Origin of the sequence: Limosilactobacillus caecicola, assembly GCF_943192935.1 — a bacterium.
In the GTDB taxonomy this organism is placed as follows: domain Bacteria; phylum Bacillota; class Bacilli; order Lactobacillales; family Lactobacillaceae; genus Limosilactobacillus; species Limosilactobacillus caecicola.
The window spans coordinates 23,564-41,877 of record NZ_CALPCI010000006.1 but is presented as its reverse complement, the minus strand read 5'-3'; the positions used below and the strand labels follow the sequence as shown (position 1 = coordinate 41,877).

The 18,314-nt window shown below is 47.2% G+C and carries 18 protein-coding genes; 17 read left to right on the top strand and 1 reads right to left on the bottom strand.

Annotated elements, in window-relative coordinates:
- Positions 1–75 precede the first annotated feature (75 nt).
- The 12 genes from metG to NFR43_RS07820 all read left to right on the top strand — a co-directional run bounded on the left by metG (position 76) and on the right by NFR43_RS07820 (position 12,107).
- A complete protein-coding gene (gene metG, locus NFR43_RS07875; protein ID WP_251548134.1) occupies positions 76–2,100 on the top strand; it encodes a methionine--tRNA ligase in 2,025 nt (674 codons plus the stop codon).
- A gap of 16 nt (positions 2,101–2,116) precedes the next feature.
- A complete protein-coding gene (locus tag NFR43_RS07870) occupies positions 2,117–2,926 on the top strand; it encodes a TatD family hydrolase (protein ID WP_251548132.1) in 810 nt (269 codons plus the stop codon).
- Complete coding sequence (gene rnmV, locus NFR43_RS07865) at positions 2,913–3,485, top strand: ribonuclease M5 (RefSeq protein WP_251548130.1); 573 nt, start codon at positions 2,913–2,915, stop codon at positions 3,483–3,485. The genes NFR43_RS07870 and rnmV overlap by 14 nt, the downstream gene beginning before the upstream one ends.
- Positions 3,472–4,362, top strand: a complete 891-nt coding sequence (gene rsmA / locus NFR43_RS07860; protein ID WP_251548128.1) for a 16S rRNA (adenine(1518)-N(6)/adenine(1519)-N(6))-dimethyltransferase RsmA — start codon at positions 3,472–3,474, stop codon at positions 4,360–4,362. The genes rnmV and rsmA overlap by 14 nt, the downstream gene beginning before the upstream one ends.
- A gap of 110 nt (positions 4,363–4,472) precedes the next feature.
- A complete protein-coding gene (gene ispE / locus NFR43_RS07855) occupies positions 4,473–5,324 on the top strand; it encodes a 4-(cytidine 5'-diphospho)-2-C-methyl-D-erythritol kinase (protein ID WP_251548126.1) in 852 nt (283 codons plus the stop codon).
- Between the two features lie 163 nt (positions 5,325–5,487).
- Positions 5,488–6,423: a metal ABC transporter solute-binding protein, Zn/Mn family gene (locus NFR43_RS07850; protein ID WP_251548124.1), complete on the top strand. Its 936-nt coding sequence runs from the start codon at positions 5,488–5,490 to the stop codon at positions 6,421–6,423.
- Entirely contained in the window at positions 6,401–7,075 is a 675-nt protein-coding gene (locus NFR43_RS07845; protein WP_251548122.1) for an ATP-binding cassette domain-containing protein, read from the top strand. Before NFR43_RS07850 ends, NFR43_RS07845 begins: the two co-directional genes overlap by 23 nt.
- Positions 7,068–7,862 carry a metal ABC transporter permease gene (locus NFR43_RS07840; protein WP_251548120.1) on the top strand — a complete coding sequence of 265 codons (795 nt, stop codon included), beginning with the start codon at positions 7,068–7,070 and terminating at the stop codon, positions 7,860–7,862. Before NFR43_RS07845 ends, NFR43_RS07840 begins: the two co-directional genes overlap by 8 nt.
- A gap of 162 nt (positions 7,863–8,024) precedes the next feature.
- Positions 8,025–8,861 carry a pur operon repressor gene (gene purR, locus NFR43_RS07835; protein WP_251548118.1) on the top strand — a complete coding sequence of 279 codons (837 nt, stop codon included), beginning with the start codon at positions 8,025–8,027 and terminating at the stop codon, positions 8,859–8,861.
- A gap of 7 nt (positions 8,862–8,868) precedes the next feature.
- A complete protein-coding gene (gene glmU, locus NFR43_RS07830) occupies positions 8,869–10,236 on the top strand; it encodes a bifunctional UDP-N-acetylglucosamine diphosphorylase/glucosamine-1-phosphate N-acetyltransferase GlmU (protein WP_251548115.1) in 1,368 nt (455 codons plus the stop codon).
- Between the two features lie 64 nt (positions 10,237–10,300).
- Positions 10,301–11,284, top strand: a complete 984-nt coding sequence (locus tag NFR43_RS07825) for a ribose-phosphate diphosphokinase (RefSeq protein ID WP_251548114.1) — start codon at positions 10,301–10,303, stop codon at positions 11,282–11,284.
- A 106-nt stretch (positions 11,285–11,390) separates the two neighbouring features.
- A complete protein-coding gene (locus tag NFR43_RS07820; RefSeq protein ID WP_251548112.1) occupies positions 11,391–12,107 on the top strand; it encodes a hypothetical protein in 717 nt (238 codons plus the stop codon).
- 41 nt (positions 12,108–12,148) lie between these two features.
- Here the strand turns inward: NFR43_RS07820 and NFR43_RS07815 are convergent, their stop codons facing one another.
- Complete coding sequence (locus NFR43_RS07815; RefSeq protein ID WP_251548110.1) at positions 12,149–13,504, bottom strand: HD domain-containing protein; 1,356 nt, start codon at positions 13,502–13,504, stop codon at positions 12,149–12,151.
- A 120-nt stretch (positions 13,505–13,624) separates the two neighbouring features.
- Between NFR43_RS07815 and NFR43_RS07810 the strand changes: the two genes are divergently transcribed.
- The 5 genes from NFR43_RS07810 to NFR43_RS07790 all read left to right on the top strand — a co-directional run bounded on the left by NFR43_RS07810 (position 13,625) and on the right by NFR43_RS07790 (position 18,313).
- On the top strand, positions 13,625–14,050 hold the full coding sequence (locus NFR43_RS07810; RefSeq protein ID WP_275087113.1) for a DUF1934 domain-containing protein: 426 nt from the start codon (positions 13,625–13,627) through the stop codon (positions 14,048–14,050).
- A 45-nt stretch (positions 14,051–14,095) separates the two neighbouring features.
- Complete coding sequence (rpoE, locus tag NFR43_RS07805; RefSeq protein ID WP_251548106.1) at positions 14,096–14,662, top strand: DNA-directed RNA polymerase subunit delta; 567 nt, start codon at positions 14,096–14,098, stop codon at positions 14,660–14,662.
- A gap of 151 nt (positions 14,663–14,813) precedes the next feature.
- Positions 14,814–16,418 carry a CTP synthase gene (locus tag NFR43_RS07800; protein WP_251548104.1) on the top strand — a complete coding sequence of 535 codons (1,605 nt, stop codon included), beginning with the start codon at positions 14,814–14,816 and terminating at the stop codon, positions 16,416–16,418.
- A gap of 287 nt (positions 16,419–16,705) precedes the next feature.
- The gene (locus NFR43_RS07795; protein WP_251548102.1) at positions 16,706–17,968 is read left to right on the top strand and encodes a UDP-N-acetylglucosamine 1-carboxyvinyltransferase; all 1,263 of its coding nucleotides are present in this window, start codon (positions 16,706–16,708) and stop codon (positions 17,966–17,968) included.
- 93 nt (positions 17,969–18,061) lie between these two features.
- Positions 18,062–18,313, top strand: coding sequence for a type B 50S ribosomal protein L31 (locus NFR43_RS07790; protein ID WP_251548100.1), 252 nt, complete (start codon positions 18,062–18,064; stop codon positions 18,311–18,313).
- Position 18,314 lies beyond the last annotated feature (1 nt).

Here is an 18,314-nt window from a genome sequence, read left to right as displayed (position 1 = left end):
CGGGAATGATCGAATTTTACCCGGTTCTTTGCTATACTAGTTTTTAATTACACTACGAGAAAGAGGGAATCCGGCATGGCTGAAACCAAACCAACTTATTACATCACAACTCCAATTTATTACCCATCTGGAAAGCTCCACATTGGGAATTCCTACACCACGATTGCTTGTGACGCGGAAGCTCGTTTTAAGCGGTTAATGGGTTACGATGTCTTCTACTTAACTGGGACTGATGAACACGGTTTGAAGATTGAACAAAAGGCGGAACAATTGGGCAAACAACCCCAAGAATACGTTGACGAAATGGCTGCGGGGATCAAGCAACTCTGGAAGACACTGGACATTACAAACGACATGTTTATCCGGACGACCGATGATTTCCACGAAAAGGCCGTGCAAAAGATTTTCCAAAAGTTATTGGACCAAGGGGACATCTACAAGGGCACGTACACGGGTTGGTACTCCGTGGATGATGAGGAATACTTCACCGAAAGTCAACTGGCCGAAGTTTACCGGGATGATGACGGCAACGTGATCGGTGGGAAGGCGCCATCCGGCCATGAAGTCCAACTGGTGGAAGAAGAATCCTACTTCTTCAAGATGAGCAAGTACGCCGATTGGCTGATGGACTACTACAAGGAACACCCGGACTTTATCCAACCGCACACGCGGATGAATGAAATGATCAATAACTTCTTGAAGCCGGGCCTGGAAGACTTGGCCGTCACCCGGACCTCTTTTAACTGGGGAGTTCCAGTGCCGAGCGATCCGAAGCACGTTGTTTACGTCTGGATTGATGCCCTTTCCAACTACATTACCGCCCTTGGATATGGTTCTGATGACGACAGCAAGTTCAAGAAATACTGGCCGGCAGACGTTCAAATGGTTGGTAAGGAAATCGTCCGGTTCCACACCATTTACTGGCCAATTATGCTCCACGCCCTTGGTTTACCACTGCCAAAGCACGTTGTTGGTCATGGTTGGTTAACCATGAAGGATGGTAAAATGTCCAAGTCCAAGGGGAACGTGATTTACCCACAAACCTTGGTTGAACGCTATGGCTTGGATGCGACCCGTTACTACTTGCTGCGGGCAATGCCATTTGGTAACGATGGGGTCTTCAGTCCGGAAGACTTTGTGGACAAGCTGAACTTTGATTTAGCCAATGACCTGGGGAACCTGCTGAACCGGACGGTGGCCATGGTTAATAAGTACCAGGATGGTCAATTAACGGGAACCAACGATGCGACGACGCCATACGATGCTGATTTGGAACAAACAGCAGCGGATGTTTTGGCCGAATACAGTGAATTAATGGATAGCTGTCACTTTGCCGAAGCCTTGTCTAGTATCTGGAAGCTGGTGGCCCGGGCCAACAAGTACATTGATGAAACTGAACCATGGGTCTTGGCCAAGGATGACAACAAGAAGGCGGAACTATCCGACGTGATGACCCACCTGGCTAAGTCACTGCGCTTTATCGCGGCCTTGTTGCAACCAACGATGCCAGAGGCACCGAAGGAAATTCTCCGTCAATTAGGCCTGCCGGTTGAAGCAATATCACTGAAGGACCTGTCATTCAATGACTTCTCAGCAACGGCCACGGTGGTGAAGAAGGGGACCCCAATCTTCCCACGGCGGGATGTCGATGAAGAAGTGGCCTTTTTAAAGTCACAAATGACTGCCAACACGAAGCAAAAGGGTCGCAAGGTCATGGAAGAAGCCAAAAAAGCAGCCCAAGAAAAGGAACAAGAAGCCAATACCGGTAAGAAGCAAATCCGGATCGAAGCCTTTGATAAGGTGGCGCTCCAGGTTGGTGAGATCAAAGCCGCTGACCACGTCAAGGGAGCCGATAAGCTGTTGAAATTCCAAATTGATGACGGAACCCCAGAAGGTCGCCAGATTCTCTCGGGAATTGCCAAATGGTATCCTGAACCAGCAAAATTGGTTGGTAAAAAGGTGGCCTTTGTTGCTAATCTGAAGCCCCGGAAAATGCGTGGCGAACTTAGCCAAGGCATGCTCCTTTCTGCTGAACATGACGGCGAAATCAAACTTTTGATCTTGCCAGATGACCTGATTCCAGGATCAGAAATTGGCTAATTTGCGGAGCAGATCAATGACGGATCAATTATTGCCACTGCGGATCTATGATTCACACACCCATTTGAACGATGATTGCTTTTACGGTGATGTGCCCGCCTACCTGGCCCGGGCCCGTCATTATGGGGTCGTTGAGATGAATATGGTAGGTTCCAACGAACAGTTGAATACGCGTGCCCTCAAGTTAGCGCACCAGTATCCGGAATTACACGCGGTGGTGGGTTGGCACCCCGAAGACGCCAAGGACTATGATTCAGCACACCGCCAGCAACTGGTAAGGCAGTTAGCTGATCTCGCGGTGGTCGGCATTGGTGAAATTGGCTTAGATTATCACTGGGATACTTCACCCCGGGAGGTTCAAAAACGGGTTTTTCAAGATCAGTTGGTGATCGGCCGGCAAATGCACCTGCCGGTCTCCATTCATTGCCGAGAAGCGTTACCTGAGACGTATGAATTATTGCGTCAAGCCCATGTTGAAGACTTTGGCGGGGTCATGCACAGCTTTGCTGGTGACGCGGAGTGGGCACAGAAATTCCTGGACCTCGGGATGTCACTTTCCTATAGTGGAGTGGTGAGTTTCCACCGGGCTGAGGACGTCCACGCCGCGGCAAAGGTGACGCCGTTGGACCGTCTGATGGTGGAAACGGATGCACCATACTTAACCCCCATGCCGTACCGGGGCAAGCAAAATGAACCCGCTTTTACTTACTACACTGTGCTGGCCTTGAGTGACCTCCTGGGTGAAACTCCACAGACGGTTGCCGCGGCCAGTTTTGCAAATGCTCGTCGATTATTTAAGAAAAGGGAACCGCATGAAGAAGATTAAAGAAGTCATCGTTGTGGAAGGCAAGGATGATACCAAACAAATTCAGCGCGCGGTAGATGCAGACACGTTTGAGACAAACGGGTCTGCTTTGTCGTTAGATGACCTGGAACAACTGAAAAAATTACAGCAGACCCGGGGACTGATCGTGTTTACGGACCCCGATTTTAATGGGGAACGGCTGCGGAAAATGATCAGCCAGGCAATTCCAGGGGTGAAGCACGCTTTTATTCGTCGAGATCAAGGTGTTCCGACCGAAGCACATGGCAGTTTAGGAGTCGAGCACGCTTCCCAGGCAACCATCAAAGCAGCTTTGCAAAGCCTGTATACTGAGGAAGCCCCTTTGACGCCAGAATTTACTCGTCAAGACTTGGCGAACCATGACTTGGTTAGTGGTCAAGCGGCGCGTTACCGGCGGGAACGTCTGGGGCAAATTTTAGGGATTGGTTATGGCAATGGAAAGCAACTTCTAAAACGACTTAACGTGTTTCGCATCACCCGCGATCAATTTAATGTTGCGGTGAAGCAGTTAGATCAGGAGGCAGAGCATGACAAAAGCTGAGATTGGGAATGGACGACGGACGCGAGAAATTATTCAAAAGTATGGGGTCCATGCCAAAAAAGGGTTTGGCCAAAATTTTTTAACCGACCTCAACGTTTTGACCGGGATTGTGGACGCGGCTGAAATTACCAAAGCGGACAACGTGATTGAAATTGGTCCGGGCCTCGGGGCCTTAACCGAGCAGTTAGCCAAAGCGGCTGGAGAGGTTGTGGCCTTAGAAATTGATACCGACTTGTTGCCGATTTTAGATGACGTTCTGGCACCATATCAGAATGTTAAAGTGCTGAACCAGGATGTTCTGAAGGCGAACCTGCCGGAGCTTATCCAAACACAATTTACTGATCCAAAGCGACCAATCAAAGTGGTGGCCAATTTACCATACTACATTACAAGTCCGATCTTAATGGGATTGCTCAATAGCCCGGTTCAGTGGGCGGCCATTTGTGTAATGATGCAAAAGGAAGTTGCGGACCGTTTGACCGCCAAGGTGGGTACCAAGCAGTATGGGGCCCTCACTCTGGCGATCGAGTATTCGATGACGGCGCATGAAGCGTTCGGGGTATCTCGCCATGCGTTTGTCCCGGCACCAAATGTTGACTCGGCAATTGTGGTGCTAACACCACGGCCAACGCCGCTGCCGGTGGAACCATTTGACCGGCAAAAGCTTTTTAAATTTATCAAAGCCTGTTTTGCCCATCGGCGCAAGAACCTGTGGAATAACCTTAAACCGGTAATCGGGAAGGATCATGACCAGCAAGACCAGGCAGGTCAATTACTGGAACGATTAGGGATTGAACGGACGGTGCGCCCAGAAGCCTTGACGCTGAACCAATTTATTGAACTCGCCAATGGCTTTCACAAATTAGCGATTATTTAAGATAAAAGGAGGGATTGTTTACAATCCCTCCTTTTATCTTAACGAGGCTTGCCAACCGCCGGCAGGCAAGTTACTATAATAACAAAATATTTAATGAGGAGGATGAGTCCATGATTGTCACTGAAAAGGCACCGGCCAAGATCAACCTGTCGTTAGATACGCCGATGCGGTATCTCGATGGGTCACCACAGTGGAATATGGTCATGAACTCGGTTGATTTAGCCGATTACCTGACGATTGATATCCACACTCGTCCCCAAACCATCAAAATCTATACGGACAGTGGCTTCCTGCCGAATGACCAGCGGAACCTGGCCTATCAGGCGGCCCATATTCTGAAAACTCGCTTCCACCGGTCGGAAGGGGTGACGGTGCGGATTAAGAAAAACATTCCCGTTGCCGCGGGCCTCGGGGGTGGGTCATCAGACGCAGCGGCCGTGCTACGGGGACTGAACCGGGGCTGGGAGCTAGGGTTATCTGACGATGAACTTGCTCGCCTGTCTCTCACGATTGATTCAGACGTCCCATACTGCATCTATAGCCATACCGCTCACGTTACAGGGCACGGTGAACAAATCACCCTCCTCCCACAATGTCCTCATTACTGGGCGGTGATTGCTAAACCCAGCGTCAGTGTGTCGACACCGACGATTTTGCGTCAGATTAATTATGAACGGATCCAGCACCTGGACAACACTGGTTTGTTGGCGGCCATTCAAGAGGAAAATTGGCAAGCGGCCTTTGCCAAAATGGGCAATGTCCTTGAACCAGTCACCATGCGTGAATATCCGAAAATTCGCAAGCTTAAAGATGGCATGATTAAATTAGGGGCGGACATGGCCCACATGAGTGGCACGGGGCCAACCGTTTTTGGCATTTGTCATAGTGAATCACGGGCCAAACGGATTTACAATAGTATGCGGGGCTTTTGTTCCGAAGTTTATCTAGTAATGTTGTTATAATTTTAGCCACTTCTCCGGCAGCGTCTTGTTGAATCTTCAACAATGGTGCGCCGTTTTTTTATGTCCGGGGGGATTTTTTGGTTGCTTCTGGGGTTAATCTCCGTTAAGATATCATTTGTGAGTTAAATAGTAATGATTACTATTTATTAAAGGAGGATTGCAGATGCACAAAAAGTGGTGGGGATTAGGGACCTTGGTGGGCTTTTTGGTAGTCACCCTCATTTTAATGATTACCGGTTGGCAACCAAACCGCCAACGGCAGGCCAAACCCATTCGTGTGGTTACCAGTCTTAATTTCTATGGTGAGGTGGCGGAAAGTGTCGCTGGTAAGTATGGACAAACAACATCCTTCATTAATAATTCAGCGGTGGATACCCATGACTTTCAACCATCAACTAAGCAGGCCCAACAGTTAAGTGAGGCGAACGTGGTTATTGAAAATGGCTTGGGTTACGACAGTTGGCTGAACCAAATGGTGGGGGCAAATAACCAAGATTTGGCGGTGGTGAATGTTGGCAAGACGGTCGCCCACAAACGAAGTGGGGCCAACGAACACGTTTGGTATCAACCACAGACGATGAGCAAACTGGCGACGACCTTGGCCCGTCAGTACTCGCGGATTGATCCAGCTCACCGCAAGTATTATGCGACCCAGGCCCAAAAATATCGGCAAAGTTTGCAACCATTGAATCAGTTAATTGAACAAGCCAAACGCGGTGTCCAGTCTGGACATAATCAGGTTCTGGTTAGTGAACCGGTCTTTGATTACGCCTTAGAGAATTTAGGGTACCGAATTATGAACCGGCATTTCGCCAAGGCGATTGAAGATGATAATGACCCGTCACCACATGATATTGCAATGATGCAGACGGCAATTCGTCAACGCCGGGTGGCCTTCTTCGTTAATAATCGTCAGGAGAGCAGTACCACCATCAAAAATATGCTGAAGTTGTGCAAAAAGTACGATGTTCCAGTCTTGAACGTTACCGAAACCAAACCAGCTGGGCAGACCTATGTCCAATGGATGATGGACCAATATCAACAACTTATTAAAATTCAGAAACGGGAGGCCAACAATGGCAGTAATCTCAGTCAATAATATTACTTTAGCTTACGGGGACCAGCCCGTGGTCAAAGACCTGAGCTTTGCGATCAACGAGGGCGATTTTCTTGTGATGGTGGGGGAAAATGGTGCCGGGAAAACCACCATTGTTCGTGCGCTGTTGGGTCAACTAAAACCTAAACAAGGGGACATTGAGATGGCCAAAAGCTTGAAAATTGGCTACGTTCCCCAATTTCGTAACTTACCAACAAACTATCCATTATCAATCCGTGATTTTGCCGCTTTAAATCTCTCTAAGTCCCGCTTACCATGGTTGAGTCACAAAGAACAAGGGCGCCTTGACCGGATTATTCGCAAGACGGATTTGACGGCAATTGAGGATCGTTCATTAGGGTTGGCTTCCGGTGGTGAAAAGCAGCGGGCTTACCTGGCCCAGGCCCTCGTTGACGATCCTCGCCTGTTGATTTTGGATGAATCAACGGCCAGCCTCGATAACGAGATGAAATACGAATTGTTAGACTTGGTGGCGAAGTTTCAGCAAAATCACCTCAGTGTTCTCTTCATTACGCATGATTGGGACCTGGCTAAACGGTATGGCACTCGTTATTTGCAATTATTACCTAATGCTGAGTATCGCGAGGGCCCCATCAATGAATTACCAACAATTGAGGAGGACCAACATGTTTAGTTTGAGTTTTATGCGGTATGCATTCGTAGCTGGCACGTTTATTGCCGTGGTGAGCGGTGTGATTGGCGTCTTTGTGGTTGCCCGCAATATGCCATTTATGACTCACACCCTCTCTGAAATTGGCTTTGCTGGGGCCTCGTTTGCCCTCTTTATGGGGTGGCCAGCATTAAATGGCATGCTTTTGTTTACAATGTTGAGCTCCGTCATGGTTGGCCAACTCAGTATTGATGAGGCTCGTCGTGAGTCCGTGATCACCGCTGTCTCGGCATTTTTTATTGGATTAGGAATTTTGTTCTTATACCTGTCAAGCAAAACGGCTAGTTCAGCCACGAGCATCTTATTCGGGAGCGTGGTTGGCATTAGTCGTCATGAAGTGGTCCAATTGGTCTGGTTATCGCTGATTGTTTTGGCGGTGGTGTTTTTGATCTACCGACAGTTGAAATTTTCTTCATTCGATCCTGACGGGGCGGCCGCCAATGGTCTCAACGAAACCTTCATCTCCATCGTTTTTCTGCTCTTATTGGCTTTGAGTGTTAGTGTCGCGGTCCAAATGGTGGGGACACTTTTGATCTTTGTTCTCCTGACCCTCCCGGCGGCCAGCGCAAAATATTACACGACCGGAACGGCGAAGATGATTGGTTTAGCAATTTTGTTTGCGCTGCTTGGGATCTGGCTAGGACTCTATCTGGGCTATGTCACCAGTTGGCCGGTCAGCTTCTTTACCTCGACTATCGAGGTCGTTATTTACTTGTCTGCCCTTGTTTACCACCGCTGGGCTAACAATTAACCACTTAAATGTTGATAATTAAAAAGCGAGCCGAATATGGCCCGCTTTTTTTCGGAAAAATTCCGCAAAAGTTCGCTTAAAGACGAACAATTATGGTATGATTTGAAAAGATACAAAATGTAGTTTAGCGTAGCAACGAATGAGATTTGAAGAGGTTAGACAATGAAAGTTAGAAGAAGTAACCGGTTAGTGGACATGACCCGCTACTTATTGGATCACCCGCGTGAATTAGTTTCATTGAAGTTTTTTGGTCATCGTTACGACTCTGCCAAGTCTTCGATTAGCGAGGACTTGAGTATTATTCGCAACACCGTGGAACGGTGGGGAGTTGGGCGTTTAGAGACCCTCCCCGGTGCCAGTGGTGGGGCCCGTTTAACGCCGCTTTATTCGGCCGACAATGCCCGAGCGGTTATTGATAAATTGGTGGAAGCTGTCGATGATGAGGACCGTCTCTTACCAGGTGGCTATGTCTACTTATCAGATTTACTGGGCCGGCCAGACATTCTACGCGAGGTTGGGCGATTGATTGCCACCCAATATGTAGATCAAGACGTGGACGTCATTATGACGGTTGAAACGAAGGGGATTCCCATTGCCCAGAGCGTGGCAATGTACCTGAACCGGCCCTTTGTGATTGTTCGGAATTCTTCCCACATTACTGAGGGCTCGACCGTCAGTGTTAACTACGTGTCCGGTTCTTCCCAGCGGATTAAGAAAATGGAATTGTCCCGGCGCACGATGAAGGAAGGCGCCAATGTGGTGGTTGTTGATGACTTCTTGAAGGGTGGGGGCACAATGAATGGGATGAAGTCCCTGATTCAAGAATTTGGCGCCCACCTCGTTGGGATGACCGCGTTTGCGGAAGGTGAATTCGATGGCGAACGGTTAGTGCAAGACTGCACCTCACTGATTAAGGTGGATGCACGTGACGGCGTTAATAAACACTTCCACGTTCAAGCTGGTAATTATTTAGAACAAGTATTTGATAGTAAGGAGTAAATTACTGATGGGACAAAAGAATGCGATTATCCTGGCAGCTGGTAAGGGTACCCGGATGAAGTCCAAATTGTACAAGGTCTTGCATGAAGTCTGTGGTAAGACCATGGTTGAACATGTTTTGAGCCAACTGGAAGCGGCCCATATTGACAACATTGTGACGGTGGTTGGTTACGGTGCCCAAAGCGTCGAAAATGCGGTGGGTGACCGGACGAAGTTTGCTTTACAAAAGCAGCAATTAGGGACCGGTCATGCCGTAATGCAAACAGAAGACGTTTTGGGTGACATTGACGGAGAAACACTGGTGGTCAGTGGTGACACCCCACTTTTTCGGGCAAGCACCTTTGAAAAACTGTTTGAATACCACAAGCAACGGCAAGCAGCGGTCACTATTTTGACATCAGTTGCTCCGGACCCAACTGGCTATGGACGGATTGTCCGGAATGATGTGGGCATTGTTGAACGCATCGTTGAACAAAAGGATGCCACGCCGCAAGAACAAGAAATTCACGAAATTAACACTGGGGTGTACTGCTTTGATAACAAAAAGTTGTTTGCCGCGTTAAAGCAGATTAACAATGACAATGCCCAAGGTGAATACTACTTGACCGACGTGATCGCTATTTTGAAGCAACAGGGTGAAGTCGTGACCGCCTATAAGATGGCTGACTTTGATGAATCCATGGGGGTTAACAACCGCGTGGCTTTAGCCCAAGCTAATAAGATCATGCGGCGGCGAATTAACGAAGAATTAATGATGAATGGGGTTACAATGGTGGACCCTGAATCGACCTACATTGACGCGGGAGTCAAGATCGGGCGTGATACGGTGATCGAAGGCAACGTGGTCATCAAGGGACAAACCCAAATTGGTAGTGACTGCTTGATCGGCGCGGGATCACGGATTACGGATTCCAAGATCCATGATGGGGTCAAGATCATTTCTTCAACACTGGAAAACGCCGAAATGCACGATGGTTCAGACATTGGTCCGAACAGCCACCTTCGTCCCCAAGCAGAAATTGGCAAGAACGTTCATATCGGGAACTTCTGCGAGGTCAAGAAGGCCTACATCGGCGAAGGAACGAAGGTTGGTCACCTCACCTACGTTGGTGACGCCACCCTGGGTAAGAACATCAATGTTGGTTGTGGGGTCGTCTTCGTCAACTACGATGGTGCCCAAAAGCACCACACGAACGTTGGTGACCACGCCTTTATTGGCAGCAATAGCAACCTTGTCGCACCGGTCAACATTGCGGCAGATTCATTCATCGCTGCCGGTTCGACCATTACCGATGATACAAAGCAGTTTGATATGGCCATTGCCCGCTCCCGGCAAACAAATAAGCCGGATTATGCAAAAAAGCTCCCTTGGTAGTTGCTTTTTCCCCAACCAGTTAATAAGATTATAGATGAAAAGGGATTTTATTTTGGAGGACCACATGAAACAGAAATACTTTGACCCGAACCTAAAGATTTTTTCCTTGAGTTCGAACCGGCCATTAGCAGAAAAGATCGCTGATGAAGTCGGTGTCGAATTAGGTAAATTATCTGTTGACCGCTTTAGCGACGGCGAAATTCAAATTAACATTGAAGAAAGTATCCGGGGAGATAATGTCTACATTATTCAATCCACGTCTGCACCAGTTAACGATAATTTGATGGAATTATTGATTATGATCGATGCCTTGCGGCGGGCAAGTGCCAAGACGATCAACGTTGTGATTCCATACTACGGTTATGCACGGCAAGACCGGAAGGCCCGTTCGCGGGAACCAATTACTGCGAAGTTGGTTGCCAACATGTTGCAAAATTCCGGTGTTGACCGGGTGATCGCGCTCGATCTCCACGCGGCCCAAATCCAAGGATTCTTTGATATTCCAGTCGACCACTTGATGGGTGCTCCATTATTGGCGGATTACTTTATCAAGCAAGGTGTTGCCAAGGATGCGGTTGTTATCTCTCCTGACCACGGTGGCGTGGTTCGTGCCCGGGCCCTGGCTGAATTTTTGAAGGCCCCAATTGCGATTATTGATAAACGGCGGCCAAAGGCCAATGTTGCCAAGATCATGCACATTATTGGGGACGTGAAGGGCAAGAAGTGTATCATGATCGACGATATGATTGATACTGCCGGCACGATTACCTTGGGTTCTAAGGCCCTCATGGATGCAGGTGCCACTGAAGTCTACGCTTCATGTACGCACGCGGTCCTTTCTGGCCCAGCAATCCAGCGTCTCCAAGATTCACCAATCAAGGAAGTGGTGGTGACCGACTCGATTCAATTGCCAAAGGAAAAGCAAATTGCGAAGATCAAGCAAGTTTCTGTGGCACCATTGATTGCGGATGCGATCAAGCGGATCAATGAAAATCGACCAGTTAGCCCACTTTTTAAGAGCGTTTTTGATCGGGTTAATCAAGAATAACAAGAAATCGTTTGTTAAGGTTCCTATTTGTCTTAGCAAACGATTTTTGGTTATGGAGCAAAAATGTTATAATATTCCATAATCATACTAAGGAGGATTAGTAATAATGAAAAAGGGCTTGGTATCAAAGGTTGCACTACCTGTTGCGGGCTTCGCCTTGGTGCTTGGACTTGCTGGTTGTGGCAATAAGAAAAGCGCCAGTTCCAGTGACAGTTCGGTAAAATCAACCAAGGTCACGAAGAGTGCTGCTGACAAAGCTTATGATCAAGCTAACGATCTGATTACACAAGGTAAGTATCAAAAGGCTTACAACCTTTTGGATGATGTTGAACACGAAAATAAAAAGGTTGAAAACCTTGAAGACGACTTGGAGAGCTACTTGGATGCCCGTTCAGATTACAACAAGGGGAACTACCAAGAAGCAGAGGCTGAATTGCCTGGAATGAAGTCCAGTAGCAAGCCAATGGCTAAGGCCTATAAGGCATTGCGGGTGAAGATTTCAAAAGCCATTAATGGTGAAATTGAAACCAGTTCCACAAAGAAGTCTTCTAACAGTCAAAGCAAGGCTACGAGTCAATCAAGTCAATCTTCACAATCAGCAGCCAATGCGAGTGCTGCAGAACAAACTGAAGAAAGTGTGATTACGGACTTCGCCAACAAGATGGGCTTCAACAAGAAGGGTTACGGTATCATCCCAGTTTCCAAGAACGGGAACGTTTACCGTTTCGAAGTTCGTCAAGATAACTCCGATAACTCCGTTGCCAACATGGTTGGTATTTACGAATACAATTCCTCGACGGGGACGGCTACGAAAGTAAACTAACAATGACAATCAAAGGCTAGGCGCTAAAAACGCCTAGCCTTTTACTTTGGAACAATAATTTGATTATTTTGAATGTATTGCTGAAATTCATCGTAAATCGGTTGGAAGATCTCGATGTTATCGTGTTGGACCAGCATTTCCTTTGGGAAGAAGAACCGTTCATCGCCGGCTTCGCGTCCCGAAATACTTTGGACTAAGGTGCTGACTTGGGAAAGTTCAACCAATTCGCCGTTGGGCTGGATGAGTTCAATTTGACTTTGGGGCTTAGAATCCTGGGGGTTATAGGTATCGTAAGGAAGCTTGTAACTAGAATTGGTGGCGGTATAGTACTGGTCATTGTATCCGGCTGTGGAGATTAGGTCACGGAGCTTTGGCAGTAATGCTGCCGTTGATGAATCATACAGGACCGATTTAAAAGGGCGCCGGTTTAGGAAGCGGTTGGCAAGGTCACTCAGGATGTCGTCACCAGAGTCGCGCCAGTGGAGGAAGTAGGTCGTCAAGACACCGTCGTCTAGTGAGAGGTAATCACTCAGGGAGTAATGACCATTAAAGAAGGGCATTAGCATGTGTGGTGTAAAGACGGGGGAGTAGTCACTCGGGTGTTGGTACAGGTACTTAGCCCGCATTAAGAGGTGGTCCAAAATCACTTCCATCGACCGGGAAACCGGGTGAAAGTAGATTTGTAAGTACATTTGCAAACGACTAATGATGTAATCTTCAACGGCATGCATTCCGGAAATTTCAAAGGCAATCCCGTTTTTAACGGGGCGCATGACCCGAAGAACCCGGTCAAGGTCGTATTTACCATAATTGGTGCCAGTATAGTAGGCGTCACGCTGCAGGTAGTCCATCCGGTCGGCGTCCACCTGACTGGAAATCATTTGCACAACTTGCTGGTTGGGATAGGTGTGGTCAATGACACTAGCCACCTCTTGCGGGAAAGTTGGACTGACCCGGCGGAGAATTCGGTTAACGTTGGTTTCCGGACTGGTAATGATTTGCTTAGTAATTGCTTCGTGGTCGGTGTTGAAAATGTGTTCAAATGTGTGCGAGTATGGCCCGTGTCCCAGGTCGTGGAGGAGGGCCGCAGTCAGGGCAACGGGGCGTTCTTGGTCGTTCCACAAACCATCCCCGGGGTGATTGCTGGGATAGTTTCGTTCAAAGTGATTACACATGCGTCGGGCAATTTCGTACACACCTAAGCAATGACCAAAGCGGGAGTGTTCGGCGCCATGAAAAGTAAGTGAGGTGGTGCCCAGCTGCTTGATTCGACGGAGTCGTTGAAACTCAGGGGTGTTGATCAGATCTAAAATAATTTGATTGTCAACGATGACGTGACCGTGAATGGGATCACGGAAGACCTTTTCTTTGCTTAATTCTTCATCTTGAAAACTCATAGTTCGCTTCCTAACCTGAACTTTTCTTATTATTATACAAAATTATCTCAATTTCCGCATTGCTGGCGCAGATTCCCAATCTAGCTTATAATGGTCAAAAATGAAGTTAGGTGAAGAACAATCAAGGAAGAGTACCCAGTAACTGTTGATTTAAAGACAGAGATTCAGATGAATGGTGACACTGAAAAATTTGCGTTCCATGAACCAGGACGGTTGATTCGCCTTGGTGGTGGGCAAACCTACTTACGCTACCTGGAGCACCAGGCCGGTCAGGAAACCCCGGTCCAATTTCGCCTTGATGGTAAAGGGGTGCAGTTAGATCGCCGCGGTCCGAAAGAGACCCGACTCCAATTTCAGGAGGATCAGGAAACGATTACGCGTTATCAAACCGAATACGGGGTGATTCATTTGGCAGTCACCACGTTCGAATTGACCAAGGAGATCAACTTTGAAGAACGATGGGGCCGGTTAACCACCAAATACCAGTTAAAAAACGCCGGTCAAGTTCTAGGAACATACCGGATTCAATTGCAATTTCAAGCGTAATATTGTAATATATAGATTAGACTTTTTGAAGGGATGTGCACCAATTTGGATTTAAAGGTTTTCGATGGCCAAGATAAATCAGAACTTTCAATGATCGAAGTCGCACACGCAATTTTAGCTTACCATGGTGAAGCGATGGCGTTTGCGGATCTTACAAACGAAATTCAACAGTACCTTGGCAAGAGTGATGAGGAAATTCGGGAACGGCTTTCCCAATTCTACACTGACTTAAACGTCGACGGCAGTTTTATCTCCCTTGGTGATAATACTTGGGGCTTGCGTGCATGGTACCCATACGATTCAATTGATGAAGCCACTGTTGGTGAATCAGATGACGATGATAGTGATGATCGTCCAAAGAAGCGTCGTCGGAAGGTTAATGCCTTCTTGACGGGTAGTGATGACGATGATGATGTCATCGATTACGACAATGATGATCCCGAAGATGATGATCTGAACGACGATGATGACGATTCAGATGATTATGATGACAGTGATGATTACGATGATGATAATCCGATTGACGACGATGATTCGGATAGCGACATTGAAAATCACCTGTCAGAATTACATAGTGATGACGATGATTACGATGATGGTGACGAAGAATAAAAGTTTCGCTTGACTATTCGGGTTAGCCTTTGTATTATTTTACTTGGGCTCCCAAGAAAGCTTGGGACATCTCGTTTCAATAGCTCCCTGTTTCATACGAAATGGGGAGTTTTTTTGTTTTTAACGTAATAGAGCCAAAGGAGAGTAAAGAATGACAAAGTACATTTTTGTAACTGGTGGAGTTGTTTCGTCACTCGGTAAGGGGATCATTGCGGCCTCATTAGGGCGCTTACTGAAAAACCGGGGCTTAAAGATTGCAATTCAAAAGTTCGATCCTTATATTAACGTCGATCCCGGCACGATGAGTCCATACCAACATGGTGAAGTGTTCGTTACCGATGATGGGACAGAAACTGACCTGGATTTAGGACACTACGAACGGTTTATTGATAATAACTTGAATAAGTATTCTAATGTGACAACCGGGAAAATTTATTCCGAAGTCCTGCGTAAGGAACGCCGCGGTGACTATCTGGGGCGGACTGTCCAAGTCATTCCACACATTACGAATATGATCAAAGAAAAGATCGAGCGGGCCGGTGAAAGTACCGATGCCGATGTTGTGATTACCGAAATTGGAGGGACCGTCGGTGACATTGAATCCCAACCATTTATGGAAGCCATTCGGCAAATGAAGAAGGAAGCAGGGGCTGAAAATGTTTTGTACATTCACGCCACGTTGATTCCATACCTTCGGGCAGCAGGTGAAATGAAGACGAAGCCAACCCAACACAGTGTGCGCGAATTACGGGGCTTAGGGATCCAACCGAACATTTTGGTTGTGCGGACTGAACAACCAATTACCGATGAAATGCGGAAGAAAATCGCCCTCTTCTGTGATGTTGATCCAAAGGCCGTCATTGAATCACTGGACGTACCCAACCTGTATGAAATCCCGTTGAACCTTCAAAAGCAGGGGATGGATCAACTAGTGGTTGACCATTTTGGTTTAGACGTTCCCGTTGCCGATATGCGTGCGTGGACCCAAATGGTTAACCACATTGAAAATGACCTGACTAAGACAGTTCGGATCGCCATGGTTGGTAAATACACGGATCTTCAGGACGCTTACATTTCCGTCAACGAAGCGTTACGGCATGCTGGGTACCCGGTTGATGCGGATGTTCAAGTTGACCACTTTAATGCTGAACACATTAATGCGGATAACGTTGCTGATGTTCTTGGTAAGTACGATGGAATCCTAGTTCCTGGTGGCTTTGGTAACCGGGGTGTGGAAGGTATGATTACTGCCATCAAGTATGCGCGGGAAAATGATGTGCCATACCTGGGAATTTGTTTAGGAATGCAAACTGCATGTATTGAATTTGCCCGCGATGTCCTGGGTTACAAGGATGCTAACTCAACTGAGTTTGATCCAAATACCGAGCACAACATTATCGACCTGATGTCTGATCAAGCAGACGTTGAAGACATGGGGGGTACCCAACGGTTGGGCTCCTATGCTTGTCGTTTACAACCAGGAACGGTTGCCGCTGCTGCTTATGATAACAAGCCATTAATCCACGAACGGCACCGGCACCGTTATGAATTCAACAACGCCTACCGTGAAGAAATGGAAAAGGCGGGCTTAGTGGTTTCGGGTGTTAACCCTGAACGGAACCTGGTCGAAGTGGTTGAATTACCAGAGAAGAAGTTCTTCGTGGCCGCTCAATACCACCCAGAATTCCTATCACGACCAAATCACCCAGAAGGTCTATTCAGTGCCTTCGTTAAGGCCGCTGCCGCTGATAAGTAATGCTTGGCTTGGTGCGGCAAAAATGCCTATTAAATAACCCGAGATTATCAAAATGAGTCTCCAGCGCCCTGCTTTTCAGGAATGCTGAAGGCTGCTTGTGGTTGAAAGCCTTGCTGCGATCAACGAAATCTTTTCCCGGGAAATTGAATTTGAAGAAAGTTTAATTATTTGCCGAAAAACTTGTAATTTGACGCCCAGTTCATTATTATGTTTATTGACTGTTTAAATATAATAATTAAGAATTAAAAACCTAAAAAAGTAAAAATTGTAAGCGAGGATAGATCACTATGAAGAAACTGATCATTCAAGGAGGAAACCGAATAGCTGGTGAAGTGACCATCGGCGGGGCCAAAAATAGTACCGTTGCACTCATTCCAGCAGCTATCTTGGCGGATACGCCAGTCCAGTTTGATACTGTCCCTGACATCTTGGATGTTCATAACTTGATGATTATTCTGGAATCAATGAACGTTAAATCAGAGTTTACCCATGGGGTACTCGACATTGATCCGACTCAGATCATTGAGGCGGAACTCCCGAGTAAGGCAATTAAAAGTTTACGGGCATCTTATTACTTCATGGGGGCACTATTGGGCCGTTTTCACCGGGCAACTTTGACTTTTCCTGGTGGTGACAATATTGGCCCGCGCCCGATTGACCAACATTTAAAGGCCTTTAAAGCATTGGGTGCCAACGTCAGTGAAGACCAGGGAACCGTCCACTTAGACGCGCCCAATGGTTTACATGGCGCCCGAATCTTCATGGACATGGTTTCGGTCGGAGCGACAATCAATGCCATTTTAGCAGCGGTCCGCGCTGAAGGGACGACGATTATCGAAAACGCAGCCCGGGAACCAGAAATTATTGATTTGGCGACCTTTTTAAATAACATGGGAGCTAAAATCCGGGGTGTTGGGACGGACGTGGTCCGGATTACCGGAGTTGACACCCTGCAATCCATGAATACCCACACCATTATTGCGGACCGGATTGAAACTGGGACGTACCTGTCCTTAGCAGCCGCCTTAGGGGATGGGGTGATGCTTAAAAACGTCATTCCAGAGCACCTGGATGCTTACACCAGCAAATTAATGGAAATGGGCGTTGACCTCCAAATCGATAGTGATAAAATCTACGTCCCAACGGTTCATAGTCTGAAGCCCGTTCATGTCAAGACCATGCCATACCCTGGTTTTGCCACGGATCTACAGCAACCATTGACGCCGCTGATGTCCTTAGCAGCCGGGAAAAGTACGGTTGTTGATACCATTTATCCGGAACGGGTCAAGCATATTCCGGAATTGCAAAAAATGGGTATGAAGATCCAAGCCAATGATGGCACCATTACGATTGACCATACGGATGAATTACACGGGGCTGATGTTGAAGCCGGAGAAATTCGTGCCGGGGCAGCTTTGGTGATTGCGGGCCTCATGGCAAATGGGACGACCGTCATTCATAAGGCTGATAACATCCTCCGCGGGTACGACCGGATCGTGTGGAAGTTAAACCGGTTAAACGGTGACGTTAAGATCGAAGATGACGAATAGGTTTGCGTTCATCACGAATATATGTTATCCTATCGTAGTTGTAAAAATAACTATGTTTCAGGCAATGATTCATGGCAAAGGAGCGTATAAATTATGAAACAAGGAATTCATCCAGATTACCACTACGTAGTATTTGAAGATTCTTCAACTGGCTACAAGTTCTTATCTGGCTCAACTGCTACTTCAAAAGAAACTGTTAAGTGGGAAGACGGTAACGAATACCCATTGATTCGGGTTGAAGTTACTTCTGACTCACACCCATTCTACACTGGTAAGCAAAAGTTTACTCAAGCCGATGGGGCAGTCGACAAGTTCAACAAGAAGTACGGTTTTACCAACAACTAAT